This window comes from Elizabethkingia bruuniana (assembly GCF_002024805.1).
Classification (GTDB): domain Bacteria; phylum Bacteroidota; class Bacteroidia; order Flavobacteriales; family Weeksellaceae; genus Elizabethkingia; species Elizabethkingia bruuniana.
In genome coordinates this window covers 1,037,107-1,054,075 of record NZ_CP014337.1, presented here as the reverse complement: position 1 = coordinate 1,054,075, position 16,969 = coordinate 1,037,107, and the positions used below count along the sequence as shown (strand labels likewise).

The window sequence follows — 16,969 nt, the reverse complement described above, 5'->3', positions numbered from 1 at the left end:
GTTTTAAATATGAAACCCCATAAAAGTATTTGTCTTAAAGCATCTTTTTCAATATTTTTTCTATCGTATTAATATTACGACTTGTAAGTCTGTCTTTAAGCGATTTCTTTCCAAGAACTTTGCCAAAATCTGAATTCAGTGTATTTCCTTTAGGAGTCTGCCAGTAGAAATGTGCACGTACAATTTCAGCCTGCTCATTTTCTTTATACGCCGCACCATCAAAAAACTGCATTAAAGCATCTTCAGTTCCTTCTGTTGTTATGAAAACGTAGTTATGGTACTCCGGCGAAGAACTAAAAGGAGAACCACTAAAAATAGCTTTTATTTCAGCTTCATTTCTGATAAAAAGAAATGCTTCATAATCGAAATAATCTGAAAGTTCTTTTTCCAGTTTTGTTTTCAGACTCTCAACAGAATCCGCAGAAGAAAAAATAATATTACCTGATGCCAAAACCGAAGAAACATCTTTTACTCCCGCATCCTGAAAGACTTTACAGACTTCCGCCATCTTCATGTTAGTTCCTTTTACATTTACACCACGAAGAAATGCGCAGTACTTTTCCATGCTTACAAAATCTTCTTCAAATTTACGAAAGTATTTTGTTATAAACAGCCTATTATGATTAGTAAAAGAATTAGTGTGAAACTGCTTTCAGTCCGATAAGAGATCCTATTAAGGTAAACAGAAAGAAAATTCTCCAGAAGCTTGCAGGCTCTTTAAAAATAAAGATTCCTACAATCACTGTTCCGACAGCACCTATTCCCGTCCATACTGCGTAAGCGGTACCAATTGGTAAAGTTTGTGTTGCTTTCATCAGAAGAAGCATACTAATGGTTACTGTTACGAAGAATCCGCCATACCACCAATAAGATTCAACTCCGGTTGTTTCTTTTGCTTTTCCCAGACACGATGCAAATGCAACTTCACAGATCCCTGCAATAATTAAAATTATCCAATTCATTTTTAAAAATTTAGCGGCACAAAATTAATGCATGCATTTCGGAAAAAAATTTACATATGATAAAAAATCATCTGATTTCTGCCCGAATCCGGCTAAGACTTACCTGTGTAATTCCTAAGTAAGAAGCTATATATCCCAGCTGTATTCTCTGCAGAAATTCCGGATGCTGTTTCATCAGATCTTTATAACGTTCGCCAGCCGCACGAACCTGTCTGGATATAAGCCTTTCCTCAGTCTTTATAAGCTCCTGTTCTGCAAGTCTCCGCCCCCAGTTGGCAATATGAATATCTTGCTTATAGAGCTTTCTTAAACTGTCTATTTTTAGTTCATATAGTTCGCAGGCCTCCAGAAGTTCAATATTCTCATAACCTGGCTTGTTTTCAACATAACTTCGCATAGAAATTACGGTGTTTCCTTCTTTTCCGAACCAAAAGGTAATTTCATTACCGTCCTGCAGCACATAGGCCCGGACAATTCCTTTTTTAATGAAGTAAACTGAGGTTTCTACCTTGTCTATTCCCATCAGATTATAAGCTTTTGGAAAACTAACTTCATGAATATGTTTTTGAAGTTCTTCTCTGGACTCTTCCGGCATTACCCATATCTGATCCAGAATTTCGTTTAAAGTCATTCAGTGTATTTTTGGACTTTTATATCATTAAAAATAATAAAAACTACCACAATGTGGTAGTTTTTATTATTTGAATATTCTATTTTTTTATTGCGTTGCTTTAATCACCTGACTTGTGATCTGATCCATTTTCTCTTTGGAGTAAGTTGAATCATATGGCTTCATTACATTGAAAAGGTACTCGTAGAAAGGTGTAATCTTCTGTACATTTTCAGATTCCTTATACGCCTTTTCTTTACCCATAGCCTGAAGTCCTTTAACAAAGTCTGAGAATCTTTTATCTACAGGTGTAATTGAGTTTACAATATACTGGTAAGCTTTATCTTTCTGTCCCATTTCTTCGTAAGCATCACTTACTGTACTTACAACAACAGAATACAGATATGGTTGTAAAGAAAGCTGCTTTCTCACAAATTTCTGCTGTGACGGATCTAGGTTACTGAAGTAATCGTATTCATTAAAGATATTCTTTTTCAGTTCTTCAGCCAGTTTAAGACCTTTCTGTTCCTGACCGGCAACAATATAACCGTAAACTATTTCAGCTAAAGAACGTGGATCATTATATTTGGCTACCGGAATCTCTGTCGAAGCAAGGTCTAATAATTCTAAAGCTCTCTTCTTATCACCTTTTGCTACTAATTCCTGCGCTGCACGAGAAGCACTCATTCTGTAGCTGATGATATTTTGGGTAGCAGTTTCGTCATAGTGATTATACAGATCTTTGAAGTTACCCCACTTGTAGCTTTTCACTACGTTATAAAGATCGTCTGCATCTACTCTTCCCATATCGCCTCTGTTATTTGTTTCCGTTTTAATAGGAACCAAACGATAAGAGAATCCGTCGAATTGTAAATAATCCCCCAGGAAGAAAATATTCGACGCATCGTATACCCCTCCTGCAGAGAAACTAATTGGACGTTTCCAATCGAATGTAGCTAATAGGTCTAATAAGAATACATTATTCTTCATAATAGAAGATTTTGCATAATCTATTGTGATATGATCTACTGCCAATCCAGCTTCCTGAGGTTTAATAATTCCTGCCTTTACAGCGTTGTTTACATTAACAGGAAGAACAAATTTACCAACCGGAAGGAAATTTAATTTTTCATATTTATCGTCACCAAAGATAAACTTCAATACAGTGTCTTTATCTTCAGATTTCATCTTCAGGAAGTTCACCGCATCCTTCATCGTCATAGAATCCTGTACAAGGTATTTTCTGAATGATGACAATACAGTACCCGGAGCTCCCTGAGATTCAAGGTTTTTATAAATAGCATTCCAGTCTTCTTTAGACATTACATATACCTGATCATTTACACCTTCTTTATAATTTTCATGAGACATAGATAATGGTATAGGATTAGAATTATCTACCTTACGCATCATCTGATCGATAAACCAAGGTGTTGTAAGAAGAGCCTGGTGAGCAACTCTCACATCATTTCTGAACCCTTCTGTCTGCTGGATTCCCCATACAGGATAAGTATCATTATCTCCGTAAGAAATCATAATTGTTTCTTTTGGCAGGGATTTCAGGAATGAATACGCATAGTCATAAGCAGCATATTTATGGCTTCTGTCGTGTACTCTGTAATTCTGGAAGCCCATCATAAACGGAATTCCTAAAAGGATAACACCTGCAATCCAATTGGCTTTGCTATTCTTTACTTTCTGATCCAGAAAATAGAAAACTGCCGCAGCTCCCAATCCTATCCAGATTGCAAAAGCATAGAATGAGCCTACCATTGCATAGTCACGCTCACGTGGTTCAAAAGGTTTAACACCCGTATAGTAAACAATACCTATACTCGTAATAACAAACAGAGAAAGGATTGCATAAAAACGTCCAAAATCTTTGTTTAGCTGGAAGAAGAATCCTACTAAACCTAAAAGAAGCGGAAGGAAGAAGAATACTACAGTAGATTCATTTTTATAATAAGCAGGCATTTTGCTCTGGTCACCATGCATAGCATTATCAATAAATGAAATACCACTGATCCAGTTTCCGTTTGTGTTTTCCATCTGCCCTTGCAGATCGTTCTGTCTTCCGACAAAATTCCACATCAGGTATCTTACAAAGTAGTAACCATTCTGGAAGCTAACGAAATAATCAAAATTCTGACTGAAAGAAGGCTTTTGGATGTTGATCAGGTTATAATTTTTCACCTGCATATAGTCATCCACCTTTATAGATCCGTCATTATATTTCTTTTTTAGTTCATCAAATATTTTATGAGCCTGTGGATCATCAGAAACATCAGGATTGCTATAATTGAATGTAAAGTCCGGAGCTCCGTACATAGAGATATAATTAGACATTACATCTTTATCACTATTGAACATTCTCGGGAAGAAACCTACATGGCTTTTATTGAAAACAATGTTATCTCTCTGTCCGACTAAAACATAACGTCCTGTTTTATCATCTTTCTCGTAGATATCACCAGTTTTCTTTGTTTTATAACTTCCGTCTTCATTTTTTTCCATCCCGTTATAATCCAGGTAAGCTGTATAATTCTCACCATAAGACGTTGGCCAGTCCCCATACTGTACACGATTATAATAATCCAACATACCAATAGCGTTGTCAGGATCATTCAGGTTAATTGCCGGATTTGCCATTGCACGGATAGGAATAACCATCCAGCAAGAGAAACCAATAATCATGTAAACAAGGCTTAGAGCAATAGTCTGGAAAATACTGTTTTTCTTTTTTCTGGCATAATTGATTACCAGATAACAAAGAACTACCAATACTACAAATGCAAAAACGGTCCCCGAATTGAAAGGTAACCCGAAGCCATTAACAAAAGTTATTTCGCTTTTCGCAAACATGGCCATAATAAAAGGGAAAATCCCCTTGAACACTAATCCTAAAATAACAAGTGTAACCACATTAGCTATGATAAAGCTTTTCCAGGTAAAAGTATATTTTCTTGAATAATAGATAAGACATATTGCAGGAACAGCCAGCATACACATCATGTGTACCCCAACAGAAAGTCCTGTCACAAAGAAGATAAGAATAATCCATCTTTCGTTATCGCTTTCATTAAATTCATTTTCCCATTTACAGATCAACCATAAAAGTAAAGCAATAAACATACTGGACATGGCGTACACCTCTCCTTCTACTGCGGAGAACCAGAATGTATCACTGAATGTAAAAGCCAAGGCTCCTATAACTCCGGAAAAAAGAACACCTACAATCTGACTACCTGTAAGTTCATCCATTTCTTTGTTCAGGATTCTTCTTACCAAGTGCGTAATTGTCCAAAATAAAAATAATATAGTGAAAGCACTGCATAAAGCCGACATAGCATTAATAACTGTTCCGTAATGATGTCCGTCTCCAAATGCAAACATTGCTACAACTGCACCTATCAACTGGAAAAGAGCCGCCCCCGGAGCGTGTGTTACCTGCAGTTTTACTGCAGAAGATATGTATTCTCCACAATCCCAGAAACTGAGATTCGGCTCAATTGTAGACAGGTAAGTAATTGCGGCGACCACAAAAATTCCCCATCCTAAAAAGGTATTCCATTTCCTAAATGTCCATTCCTTCATGCTAAAATTTTAAATTGTGTTGCGAAATTAAGGTTTTTAAAATACTTTTAATAGTTTTTTTTCATTTCAAGTAAAACATGACAAGAATTAGGCTTTCTATAAATCACTATAAATTAATGCTTTTTAAGTTTTTTTTAATCTCAGGATTTTAAATCGTAGATTTTGGCATAATTTTGACATATTGAAACCAAATATTTTTATATTTTTGCAGATAGTTCTTTATTAGAGAAAAATGATATATAATGACTAATGTATTCGATAACATTCTTGGTTTAATCGGGAACACTCCCATGGTTAGGTTAAACCGGGTAACGAACGACATTCCGGCTACAGTATATGCTAAACTAGAATCTTATAATCCCGGACACTCAACAAAAGATAGGATTGCGATCCATATTATAGAGGCCGCGGAGAAAAAAGGTATCCTAAAGCCAGGTGCTACAATTGTAGAAACTACTTCAGGAAATACAGGCTTTTCAATCGCAATGGTTAGTATTATAAAAGGTTACAAGTGTATACTTGCTGTTAGTGACAAAACTAAACCAGAAAAAATTGCATACTTAAAAGCTTTGGGAGCAACAGTATATGTTTGTCCTGCCAGTGTACCGGCAGATGACCCAAGGTCTTATTATGAAGTAGCAAAAAAAGTCGCTTCGGAAACTCCAAATTCAATCTATATTAACCAATACTTCAATGAATTAAACATTGAAGCCCACTATCAGAACACAGGTCCTGAAATCTGGGAACAGACAGAGGGAAAAATAACTCATATTTTTGCATGCTGTGGTACCGGAGGAACTTTATCCGGATCTGCAAAATTCTTAAAAGAGCAGAATTCTGATATTAAAGTAATTGGTGTAGATGCAGATGGTTCTATTCTGAAGACTTACCATGAAACCGGAGAAATAGACAAAGATGAAATTCACTCTTATCAGATAGAAGGTTTGGGAAAAAATCTTATTCCCGGAGCTTTGTTATTTGATCAGGTAGATGAATTCGTTCGTGTAAATGATGAAAACTCGGCATATGCCACAAGAGATATTGCATTAAAAGAAGGAATTATGGGTGGTTATACCACAGGTGCTGTTGTTCAGGCTCTGAAACAATATGCAGAAACCCATGAATTTTCTAAAGATGACCTTGTTGTACTTATATTCCCGGATCATGGTTCCCGTTATATTACTAAGGTATATAATGACGGATGGATGGAATCTCAGGGATTTAACCGTAACTGTGTACACAATTACGAAGAGGTCTTCAAAACAGAATACATCAAATAATTATTGTAATAATTTAATATAACTATTCTCCCGATATTCCATCGGGAGACTTTTTAATAAAAAACCACAATTAAATGGATATTTTTGAAAGAATCAAGCAAAATCCAGGTCCATTAGGGCAATTTGCCGACTATGGAGAAGGTTACTTTATTTTCCCAAGACTAGAAGGACCTATCGGCCCGAGAATGCAGTTCCAGGGAAAAGAGGTTATCTTTTGGAGTGCTAATGATTATTTAGGATTATGTAATCATCCGGAAGTAAAAGAAGCTGATGCAAAAGCTGCTGCAGAGTATGGAATGTTCTATCCTATGGGTGCAAGAGCAATGTCCGGAGAAACTGACCAGCACCTTCAGCTGGAAAAAGAACTAGCTGAATTCGTTCAAAAAGAAAGCGCATATCTATTGAATTTCGGATATCAGGGAATGGTTTCTACTATAGATGCCTTGGTAAACAGAAATGATGTTATTGTATATGATATGGATTCCCATGCTTGTATTGTAGATGGTGTAAGACTACATGCAGGTAAGAGATTTACATACAAGCACAATGATATGGAAAGTCTTGAGAAAAATCTTCAAAGAGCGACTAAAGTAGCACAGGAAAACAATGGTGGTATTTTAGTAATCACTGAGGGGGTTTTTGGTATGAGAGGACAGCAGGGAAAAATTAAAGAGATCTGCGAATTAAAATCCAAATACAATTTCCGCTTATTAGTAGATGATGCTCATGGTTTTGGTACTTTAGGTGAAACTGGTGCCGGAGCAGGTGAAGAGCAGGGATGTCAGGATCAGATTGATGTATACTTCTCTACTTTTGCTAAGTCTATGGCTGGTTTTGGTGCATTCTTAGCAGGAGATAAAGAAATTATCCGTTACCTGAAGTTTAATCTTCGTTCACAGATCTTTGCAAAGTCTCTTACAATGCCTATGGTACTTGGAGGATTAAAAAGATTGGAGCTACTGAGAACCAGACCAGAGATAAAAGCTAAGCTTTGGGAAAATGTAAATAAATTACAAAAAGGATTAAAAGACAGAGGTTTTAACATTGGTGATACCAATACATGTGTAACACCTGTTATGATGCAGGGAACTCCTGTAGAGGCTACCCTATTGGTTAAAGACCTTAGAGAGAACTACCGTATATTTACTTCTGTTGTTGTATATCCGGTAATTCCTAAAGGAATGATTCTTTTAAGGCTTATTCCTACCGCTTCTCATACAGATGCTGAAATCAATGAAACTCTTGCAGCTTTTGAAGCTATCCACGACAAATTGGTTAGCGGACATTATAAAGAGCAGGAACAGAAGCTTTTACAAGAACAAGGACTAAGTTTCAAGCCTATTTAATAGTAAGCTATAATTCAATATAAAAAGCTGAAAGTGTACTTTCAGCTTTTTTCATGCCTTAAAACTATTATTATTTCGATGAAAAATGCTATTATTGCAGTATATATCTCAATGATGAGAAAAGTTACCTATATAGCTTTTTCATTTATATTATGTACAACTTTTACAGCCTGTAAAACAGCACCTCAGGAAGCTGATTTCCTGAGAAATAATGTGGTGCATGGCATTAATGACCAGATCATTACCGGAAAATTTGTAGCTAAAAACGACCTCAATATTCAACATGAGATCAATATCACTAAACTGAACAGATCTAAGAATTATGAGGTTAATTTTGCGGCGTATGATAAAAATGGAATCGCCTATTACTCAGTAACTTCCAAGGGAACATATAATGGTTATGTGCTTGTTGTCCCGTTTGAATATGAGCATCAGAAAGATGATTTGTATTTAAACTTCAACGGAGAAAAAATGAAGATTAATTATGATACTGACGTAAAAAGTATTATTTCAAATCTCGGAATCAAAGGAAATCATTTACCAAAGATCTACACACATATTCTTACAGCTGTACCCGGAAACGGAAAAAAACCGGAGTTATTTTTCTTGAAAAACTTTGAAAATGAGTATCCAAAAGAAGCTGGCTTTTTTAATCATCCAATTATAAAAAACAGGCTAGAAAAATTATTAAAAGATGCTTATCCTGACTTCATAAAAAATTTCAGAGAAGAGACTCCAATCGTCCAAGCAGAGCCGGGTGTGTACAAAACGTCAGGATGCTCAGATCGAAAATGCCTTGATAATCAAGCATTTATCGAATTGAATGTACCGCATAATAAAATAAATGTTAAAATTTTTAACAAAAAAAAGAAAATAGAGTACAAAGAACCCTGAAAAAATGTTAAAATTTCTTAAAAATTTGAGACCGGAGACTTGAAAAACTACCTTCGCACTCAAATTTAATATTTATGAAACATTTTATTAATATTAAAGTAGTCGTCATAAGTTTAGTATTAACTTTCATTTCATTCAATGCCAAAGCGCAGAATTCTTACATCAAAGAGAATAAAGACATGGCAGCGACACTTTCAAAAGAATATGGTATACCCAGTTCGATTATTTTAGCAGTAGCCTTCGTAGAATCGGGAGGCGGAACAAGTAAAAACAGCAAAGCTTTAAATAACCACTTCGGGATTGTAGGCAAAAACACAGTAAACAGTTCTAAGTACAAAAGCTTCAATTCAGTAAAAGAAAGTTACAGAGCATTCTGCGAACTTCTTTCCAGAAAAAAATACTACTCCCAACTAAAAGGGACAGACAATCACAACGCTTGGGTCAAAGCGATCGCATCCGCAGGATACTCCACTCAGCCAGAAACCTGGAAACAACGGATCAACTCAATCATCAACAAATTCGGACTTTCAGACTAATATGTCTCTGTTTTGTGTAAAATTATTTTTATATTTGGCATCTGTTTGCTAGATACTATTTAATAATTTAAAACACATTCTTTGAAAAATCAAAATAAAAGAGTACTCGCGTTAGTCTCTGCATGTTTTTTCATTTATCTACTAGTTTCCATAATTTTCAAGGTTTTCAGCCTTAGCTGGGAACCATTTGACCGCATTAATTTAATTGCTGATGTTTTCCCTAATAAGGAAAAACAAAAAGCTGATTCTTTAGCTTCGCAGCCAAAAATAAATGTAAAGGAAACTACAGAGCAGGATTTTGATCTTTACAAAAAACCTGAATTCATCACCAATTTTAATAAGGGTGAGCATAGTTCGCTTCCTAAATTCATGGAAAAGCTGAACAAGCTGAAAAAGGGTGAAAATGTAAAAATCCGGATCGCTTATTTTGGAGATAGTATGATCGAAGGTGACTTACTTACTCAGACATTACGTAAACTTTTACAACAGGAATACGGAGGTTATGGCGTAGGTTATCTTCCTATTTCTTCTAATGTGGCAGGGTTCAGACAAACTGCAACCACTTCTGCATCCGGATGGAATGATACCAGCTTTAAGACCAAAGGAGCTACCAATATGTACCTCTCCGGGCATTATTTTACCGGAGATGGTTCTGGTTCTTATACCGATAATACTATTAAAAATGATTCTTTAGCTACACCGATTACCAAATCTGTTATTTACGGAAGAGGAGGCGGAAGTGTGTCTGTAAATGGTACAGAGCTTAGCCTTGGCGGAAACGCAAGTGTAAATAAAGAATCTATTACCGATTCTTCCCACCAGATAAAACTAAAAGGTAATGCTGGATCTACACCTATATATGGTGTAAGCTTCGAAAGCCAGAAAGGTATTTTCGTAGATAACTTCTCTTTCAGAGGTATTACCGGTGTGGAACTGAACAAACTGGATGAAGACTTTATTAAAGCGATCCAGGAAAATAATCACTACGATCTTATTGTACTTCAGTACGGGGTAAATCTTCTTTTCCGTCCTAATGATACTGATTACAGCTATTATGCTAAACTAATGAAGCCTGTTCTGGCTAAATTAAAAAATGGTTTTTCCGATGCCGATTTCCTTGTCGTAAGTTCTGCGGACAGAGCTTTCCGATATGACGGTGCTTATAAAACAGCAAAAGGATTGCCTAACCTATTGGAGACACAGGCTCAATTAGCTATTGAAAACGGATTTACATTCTACAATCAGTTTGAATCTATGGGTGGAACCAACTCTATTGTAAAATGGGCAAATGAAACACCTCCGTTGGCTAATAAAGATTATGTCCATCCGAATGGTAAAGGAGCTGATATATTGGCAGAAAAAATCTACCATGCTATCCAGAATGATTATAAAAAGTATTTAAAGAAAAAATAAGCACTACAAATGTTTGAGAAATTACTGGCTGATTTCGATTTAGGAGCCTTCCTTCATCAGTTTTTATATGACAAAGAGAATCCTTTGCTCTTTAACAATGGATTTTTCGTTTATTTCTTCTTTTTATTTATTGTTCTGTTTTATTTTCTTAGAAAATATCCTAAGCCCAGAAGATATATGTTTTGTTTCTTCTCGCTTTACTTTTTCTATAAAGCGAGTGGAGCCTTTGTATTACTGGTAATACTGTCTGCTATTGTAGACTTTGTTCTCTCTAATGCAATATACAAAACACCGGATAAGAAGAAAAAAACCATATTACTTATCTGTAGTATAGTTTTCAACCTGGGGATGCTTTTCTATTTTAAGTATACCAATTTCTTTATTAATGTATCCAATGAGTTATTCCATACAGGATTCAACCCTCTGAATATTTTATTACCTGTAGGGATCTCTTTTTATACTTTCGAGAATCTTAGTTATACATTGGATGTTTACCGTGGTGAGTTTAAACCTGCTACTAAGTTTTCAGATTACTTATTATTCCTTTCCTTCTTCCCAAAACTTGTGATGGGGCCAATTGTGCGGGCGCATGACTTTGTACCGCAAATCAACCAATCTTATGTTATTTCAGAAAGGGATTTTGCAAAAGGATTTTACCTTATTATTTCAGGTCTGATCAAAAAGCTTGTCATATCGGATTACATCACGCTTAATCTGGTTAATTATATATTCGATAATCCATCGTTGCATGCCGGTGTAGAAAACCTATTTGCGGTATACGGCTATGCGATGGTTATTTACTGTGACTTTAGCGGTTATAGTGATGTTGCAATAGGTGTTGCATTGTGGTTAGGCTTTAAGATACCGACAAACTTCCTTTCTCCTTATCAGAGTAAGAGTATTACCGAATTCTGGAGAAGATGGCATATTTCCCTGTCTTCATGGCTGAGAGATTATTTGTATATCCCGTTAGGAGGTAACAGAAATGCAACTGTAGGTTCTTATATCTTTGTTGTATTATTCCTGGCAGGAACTTTCCTGATGTCGGTTAATCTGTTTCATTTATCGTATATGTGGGCCGGTGGAGTTTCAGCTATTTTATTGCTAATCTTTGTTCTTCCGCCACTGATTAATAAAAACCCAAAAGGTATTGCTGCCAATTTCAACTTGCTTACAACAATGTTACTAGGTGGTTTCTGGCATGGTGCCAGCTGGAACTTTATTATCTGGGGAGCTATGCACGGTGTATCATTGGGTATTCATAAAATATGGATGATGCTTACCGGAAAGGCTTTTGCCGGATTTAATAATTCTAAGTGGTATAATGCCATTATGGTTGTTATAACCTTCCACTTTGTTTGTTTCTGCTGGATCTTCTTTAAAGCCGAAAACTTTGATATTGCAATGTCTATGATCCATCAGATCTTCTATAACTTCGATGCGGGAGTTTGGGGACCTTTCTACGACAATTATAAAGAAGTATTATGGATGATTGCTCTGGCAATGTGTATCCACTTCATACCGGATGGCTATGCAGATAAGGTAATAGATAAAGTTGGTAAAGTTTCTTTAGCATACTATATTCTTATTTTCTTTGCTTTCCTTATACTATATGGTTACTTTAAGTCATCTGAACAGGTATTGCCAATTTATCTGCAGTTCTAATTGATTAATTGTTTTTCACTAAATTCGCAGTCTAAAAAAATAAAAATATGGGCGTAGCAGATTTATTATCGAAAAAGAAGAAAGCTTTAGCTGAGAAGAACCTAAAAGAAGGCCAGGAATTTCAGGCTGCATTTGGAGCAAAAGAAGGTGTTGTAACCTTGGAAAGCGGACTTCAGTATGAAATATTAGAAGCTTCTGAAGGAAAAAAGCCTGGTGTTAAAGATTCTGTTATCTGCCATTATCATGGTACAACGATCACTGGTCAGGTTTTCGACAGTTCTGTAGAAAGAAAAAAGCCAGCTACGTTTCCTTTAAACAGAGTTATCGAAGGTTGGACTGAGGCTTTACAGCTAATGTCTACAGGCAGCAAATGGAAACTGGTTATTCCGCCACATTTAGCATACGGAAATGAGCAAATTTCAAAAGAAATAGGACCTAACAGTACCTTGATCTTCGAAGTAGAGCTTTTAGGAATTAAATAAAGTACGAAGCTAGAAATTAGAAGTACGAAATTTTCACTTCTAAATTTAAAATATAAAAACAGCCTGTTTCAAAATGAAACAGGCTGTTTTTATATTTATAGATCGTTCTTCATAATTCTAAATTCCAACTTATTTTAAGGCTTCATTCAGCGCCTTCCAGATCATTTCTGCTTGTTGGGTATAACCAGGCTTCAGAAAATGAACCCCGTCTCCATTCGCTTCTTTTCTGGCTAAAGATTTTACAAAGTAGCCTCTTCCGCCTGTTGCTTCATACATATTAAGAAAAGCTGTATTATTCTGGGCGCTTATCTCTTTAATCCATGAGACAATTTCTTTAATTCGGTCTCCTTTCAGTTTATTATCTGTAGGAGAAATCAAAAGAATGGGTAATGTAGGATTATCTTTTCTGAAAGCTTGTATCAGGTCTTGTGCGCTCTTTTGGAATTCTTCTTTTGTAATTGTGCTCAAAGATTCATTTGTTCCCAACGAAATCATAACCACATCCGGATTTACCAGCTTTAGTTCCTCCAATTGCAGCGGATATTTTAAAAAGTCAGCATAAGTAGCGCCGTTCACCCCTACACTATTGAAAACAATACCTGAAGCAGCATTTTTTTTCAGGAACTGAAAGCCATATAAAATGTTTCCTTTAGCAGCATTTGTACGCATCAGAAAGTTCCTTGTTGCTTTAGGGTAATTAAAAACAGTTTCTCCTTCCGCATATTTCCCTTGCCCTGCTATAGTCAGCTTTTGTTCAAAATCGGGGTTAAAGTCAGGTTCTGTCTGTTCCGCTTTTATCACCTGCCCGGGCTGCGGGAATTTAATTCCATTTCCATTTAGCTGGGCCAATCTTGTAGTTGTTGTATTAAATTTTGCAGCCAGTTCCGGAAAAGTTTCACCCTGCTGAACAGTATATGATACAATATTCTTTCTTTTAGCAATATAAGAATTGAGAGGAGCATTGGTTTCATAAATAGTAAAACTCTCCCTTGCCATTTGCTTATCGTTTAGTATTCTTACTTCATCAAAAGCATCATTAGGATTATTAAAGCCTATTTCTATAAAAGAATCTTTATTGTTCCCCATAACAAATCCTAAGGCTCCCATCTGACTGAAAACATGCTGATCGTATACCAAGCGGAATGTCTGCCATGCCTGATTAGATACAGATGTAATATCCAAAGGCCCATTGGAATTGGCTACCGCATAAGGAAATACCAATCCTCTTCCGGCATAGCCATATTTTTCGGTAAATCTTTCTCTCAAAACTTCCGGAATCCATCCAGCCTGAATATGTGAATCTCCTAAAAATAAGATATTGGTAACTTTATTATTTGCTTTAAGTTTTTGTGCAAATCCGGAAAGTCCGGCAGGATTTTCAATCTGTTGTGCAGATAACGAAATACAAGCGGCTAAAGAAATTGCTTTTAAATATTGATGCATAATGTGTTCTCAGAATTTGAAGTCTTAAAGATAGGAACTATGACTGAAAAAAAAGGAAAACCAATAAGAAATCATACATGCCCAAATACAACATTGTCTATAAAAAAACTCGCAGGTTTTTAAAGCCTGCAAGTTTTATATACTTAAAATTATTTTCGTTCTATATCTTAGAATCCGAACTGCATTCCGATTTTCACACCAAACTTACGTGCATCGGGTCTGTCCAGGTAGTTCCCTCTCCAGTTGAAATCTATTCGGAACATACGGAAATTACCAAAGCCAATGTTTTCTATTCCGAAACCATATTCATAGTAAATATGATCTTTAGGAGCTGTATAGAAAATGTTGGATCTGTTCATGACTACATTATCATGCTTCAGGCTACCCCATGCTCCTCTAAAGAAAGCCACTTCACGGAGTTTTAGCTTCTTCAGTAATGGAACTTTGTTGAATATCCATCCATTAAAATGGTGTTCCCAGAATAATGTAGAATAAGAATCTGTTACAAATTCGTAGAAATTAAGCTGAGCAAAAGTATTTGGAATACTAAAGTAGGACTGGTTCCCCGGAAGAACATTCATTAAAGACAGTGGTACAGATCCGAAGATGGTCCCTGCTTCAAAGCTAACATCAGATCGTCCCATGTTACCAATAAGAATTGGATGTCTGTATGAGAACTGTAATTTATCATAGTTGAAATCAGACTTGAAAAATCCAGGTATCCCTTTCGTATAACGCAAAGTAAATATCGGAGATAATGTTTTTATTGTATTTCTGTCTACTCCGTATTCGGCGAATCTGGCTCCCGGACGGTAAGTTAGTACTAACGATGCTCTGGCATCATTTACCTGACTTTTTTCTATACCGTTTCTATTAATATAATTAATTCTAAATAGCTGCGGATCTGCGGCTGTAATTTCTCTGTAGCTTCCATCCAATGTAATCTGGAAATTACGGAAAGGCTCTATCGAAAAATAGAGGTTATTTTCTACAACCTTACTCAGATAGACATTGCTTCCGGTACTTGCAATAGATGATGATGCGAATGATCTTCTCATACCTACACTACTGTTGGTATCCCCTATTGCCTCTACACCCAATTGCTGGATATCATTTTTGAAACCATAACCAATTGTAAAACGGTTATTTTTATCAAACATATAGCGTCCACCTATACCATATTTGAATTTATGATCTTTAAATCCATATGCTCCATAACCTTCCAGTCTCCACATATCATTACGGCTAAAGAAAGTTCTTAGCCCCAATCTTACACGTGGTCCTTCAACATCATTACGCCCGTATACGGAATAAAGATTACCTATATCAATCGCTTTGCCTACATTATAAAAACCAGATCCTAGCATTTCTGCAACTTTTATAGCAGTTTTAAATTTAGGTACCTGCCATAATTTTTCAAGATTATTATAAGTCACAGAATCCATTTTGGTTAATGGTACCTGGCGGTTAGCCTGCCAGAAAGCATCATCTTTCTTATAAACTTCGGGATTCCCTATTTCAGCTTTTTTGTCTACTTCAGCAGATATTTCAGGTTTATTAACTTCAAAGTTTGTATAAGAAATAGTACGGTCTACATAAAGTCCTTTAGAATTGGCTTTTTTATTCAGTAAAGACATATCTATCATAATATGCGACTTCTCTGGTCTGAAAGACTTTTCATCGATAATATAATAGGTTAATTCAGCATTTACACCACGAACAAAGTTTACATCCATATTCTTTGCAGAATTCAACGATACTTTTTTAACGGCATAAGATGATTTCGCTATAAATATAACACCTCTGAAAGCAAGTGCAGCTGTATTTTTAGGATAGTATTTTATCGTAAAACATGGTTCTCCATCTACAACGTTATCCGGCATCAATTCGTACTCGTATATACTAAATCCGTCTGTAGAAAGCGGACTTGGAAAACCTTTATCGAAAAAGTTTAACGTATTGTCATAAATATTGAAGTCCTTATAAAGGTTCTGAATGGTCTGAACCATGAACTGGTAATCTTCAAATCCTGAAGCTTTTTCAGCTACCAATACTTTCTTTTCAGATGAAGAAGGTTTGTTTCTTTTATAAAAGGTAGAAATTTGCTCGTTCATGTAAATCGGTACATAAGCTTTCCCGGTAACGGCAGCTGTATCTACATTTTTGAACATGAACTCCATTCCTTTGAAAATCTTTTTCTGGGTAAAAGTACTGTCAAGATTATTCAGGGATGCTTCCAGTTTCTGGTATTCATCGTATTTATAATTATCATACGAATCAAAAGCATTTCTGTACTTACGCTTCCATACTTCATTCAGAATTGCGTAGGCAGGATTTTCTTTTTTATTTTTATACTTTTTCTTTCCACTGATTACAACACCTTCAATATTCTTCTGTTCTGTTTTCACAGATGATACCAGTGCAATATCCAGTATGGATGTTTTATGAAAATCAAAAGGTACATCCTGCAATAGAAAGTCTTTCTTTTCTACAGAAATCATACCGATACTGTCCTGAACAACAAGTTCAAAAAGTCCGTTACTGTCTGTTTTTGCAGTATTGCTTTGATTACTAAGCAGAGCTTCGGCAATCGGTTTTCTAGATTTGGAGTCCGTTATTTTACCTGTTAGTTTTAGCTGCCCGTTTACCTTTACGAGCATCACACAGGTTAACGAACAAAATAGTAGTTTTTTCATCATAAGATTTCACATCGTCAGAACCAGCATTCCTTTTATAAAATAATT

13 protein-coding genes are annotated in these 16,969 nt (G+C 35.8%); 7 read left to right on the top strand and 6 right to left on the bottom strand.

Annotated elements, in window-relative coordinates; translation table 11 throughout:
- Positions 1-34 precede the first annotated feature (34 nt).
- The 4 genes from AYC65_RS05020 to AYC65_RS05005 all read right to left on the bottom strand — a co-directional run bounded on the left by AYC65_RS05020 (position 35) and on the right by AYC65_RS05005 (position 5,166).
- Positions 35-565: a DUF1697 domain-containing protein gene (locus AYC65_RS05020; RefSeq protein ID WP_034870252.1), complete on the bottom strand. Its 531-nt coding sequence runs from the start codon at positions 563-565 to the stop codon at positions 35-37.
- Between the two features lie 70 nt (positions 566-635).
- Positions 636-962: a DMT family transporter gene (locus AYC65_RS05015; protein WP_009085924.1), complete on the bottom strand. Its 327-nt coding sequence runs from the start codon at positions 960-962 to the stop codon at positions 636-638.
- 67 nt (positions 963-1,029) lie between these two features.
- Complete coding sequence (locus AYC65_RS05010; RefSeq protein WP_034870251.1) at positions 1,030-1,593, bottom strand: Crp/Fnr family transcriptional regulator; 564 nt, start codon at positions 1,591-1,593, stop codon at positions 1,030-1,032.
- Positions 1,594-1,680: 87 nt separating this feature from the next.
- A complete protein-coding gene (locus tag AYC65_RS05005) occupies positions 1,681-5,166 on the bottom strand; it encodes a glycosyltransferase family 117 protein (protein ID WP_034870250.1) in 3,486 nt (1,161 codons plus the stop codon).
- A gap of 242 nt (positions 5,167-5,408) precedes the next feature.
- Here AYC65_RS05005 and AYC65_RS05000 point away from each other — a divergent pair, with 242 nt between their 5' ends.
- From AYC65_RS05000 to AYC65_RS04970, 7 genes are all read left to right on the top strand, one after another.
- Entirely contained in the window at positions 5,409-6,446 is a 1,038-nt protein-coding gene (locus AYC65_RS05000; protein WP_034870249.1) for a PLP-dependent cysteine synthase family protein, read from the top strand.
- 74 nt (positions 6,447-6,520) lie between these two features.
- Complete coding sequence (locus tag AYC65_RS04995) at positions 6,521-7,792, top strand: aminotransferase class I/II-fold pyridoxal phosphate-dependent enzyme (protein ID WP_034870248.1); 1,272 nt, start codon at positions 6,521-6,523, stop codon at positions 7,790-7,792.
- A 78-nt stretch (positions 7,793-7,870) separates the two neighbouring features.
- A complete protein-coding gene (locus AYC65_RS04990) occupies positions 7,871-8,686 on the top strand; it encodes a hypothetical protein (RefSeq protein WP_034870246.1) in 816 nt (271 codons plus the stop codon).
- 74 nt (positions 8,687-8,760) lie between these two features.
- A complete protein-coding gene (locus tag AYC65_RS04985; protein WP_034870244.1) occupies positions 8,761-9,222 on the top strand; it encodes a glucosaminidase domain-containing protein in 462 nt (153 codons plus the stop codon).
- Positions 9,223-9,303: 81 nt separating this feature from the next.
- Positions 9,304-10,635, top strand: a complete 1,332-nt coding sequence (locus AYC65_RS04980; protein WP_034870243.1) for an SGNH/GDSL hydrolase family protein — start codon at positions 9,304-9,306, stop codon at positions 10,633-10,635.
- A gap of 9 nt (positions 10,636-10,644) precedes the next feature.
- Positions 10,645-12,300, top strand: coding sequence for an MBOAT family O-acyltransferase (locus AYC65_RS04975; protein WP_034870242.1), 1,656 nt, complete (start codon positions 10,645-10,647; stop codon positions 12,298-12,300).
- Positions 12,301-12,347: 47 nt separating this feature from the next.
- On the top strand, positions 12,348-12,782 hold the full coding sequence (locus AYC65_RS04970) for an FKBP-type peptidyl-prolyl cis-trans isomerase (protein WP_078402188.1): 435 nt from the start codon (positions 12,348-12,350) through the stop codon (positions 12,780-12,782).
- A gap of 129 nt (positions 12,783-12,911) precedes the next feature.
- On the opposite strand, the gene AYC65_RS04965 is transcribed toward AYC65_RS04970, so the two are convergent.
- Both AYC65_RS04965 and AYC65_RS04960 read right to left on the bottom strand, forming a co-directional pair.
- On the bottom strand, positions 12,912-14,225 hold the full coding sequence (locus AYC65_RS04965) for a GDSL-type esterase/lipase family protein (protein ID WP_034870241.1): 1,314 nt from the start codon (positions 14,223-14,225) through the stop codon (positions 12,912-12,914).
- Between the two features lie 167 nt (positions 14,226-14,392).
- Positions 14,393-16,921, bottom strand: coding sequence for a DUF5686 family protein (locus AYC65_RS04960; protein ID WP_234300243.1), 2,529 nt, complete (start codon positions 16,919-16,921; stop codon positions 14,393-14,395).
- Positions 16,922-16,969: the final 48 nt, after the last annotated feature.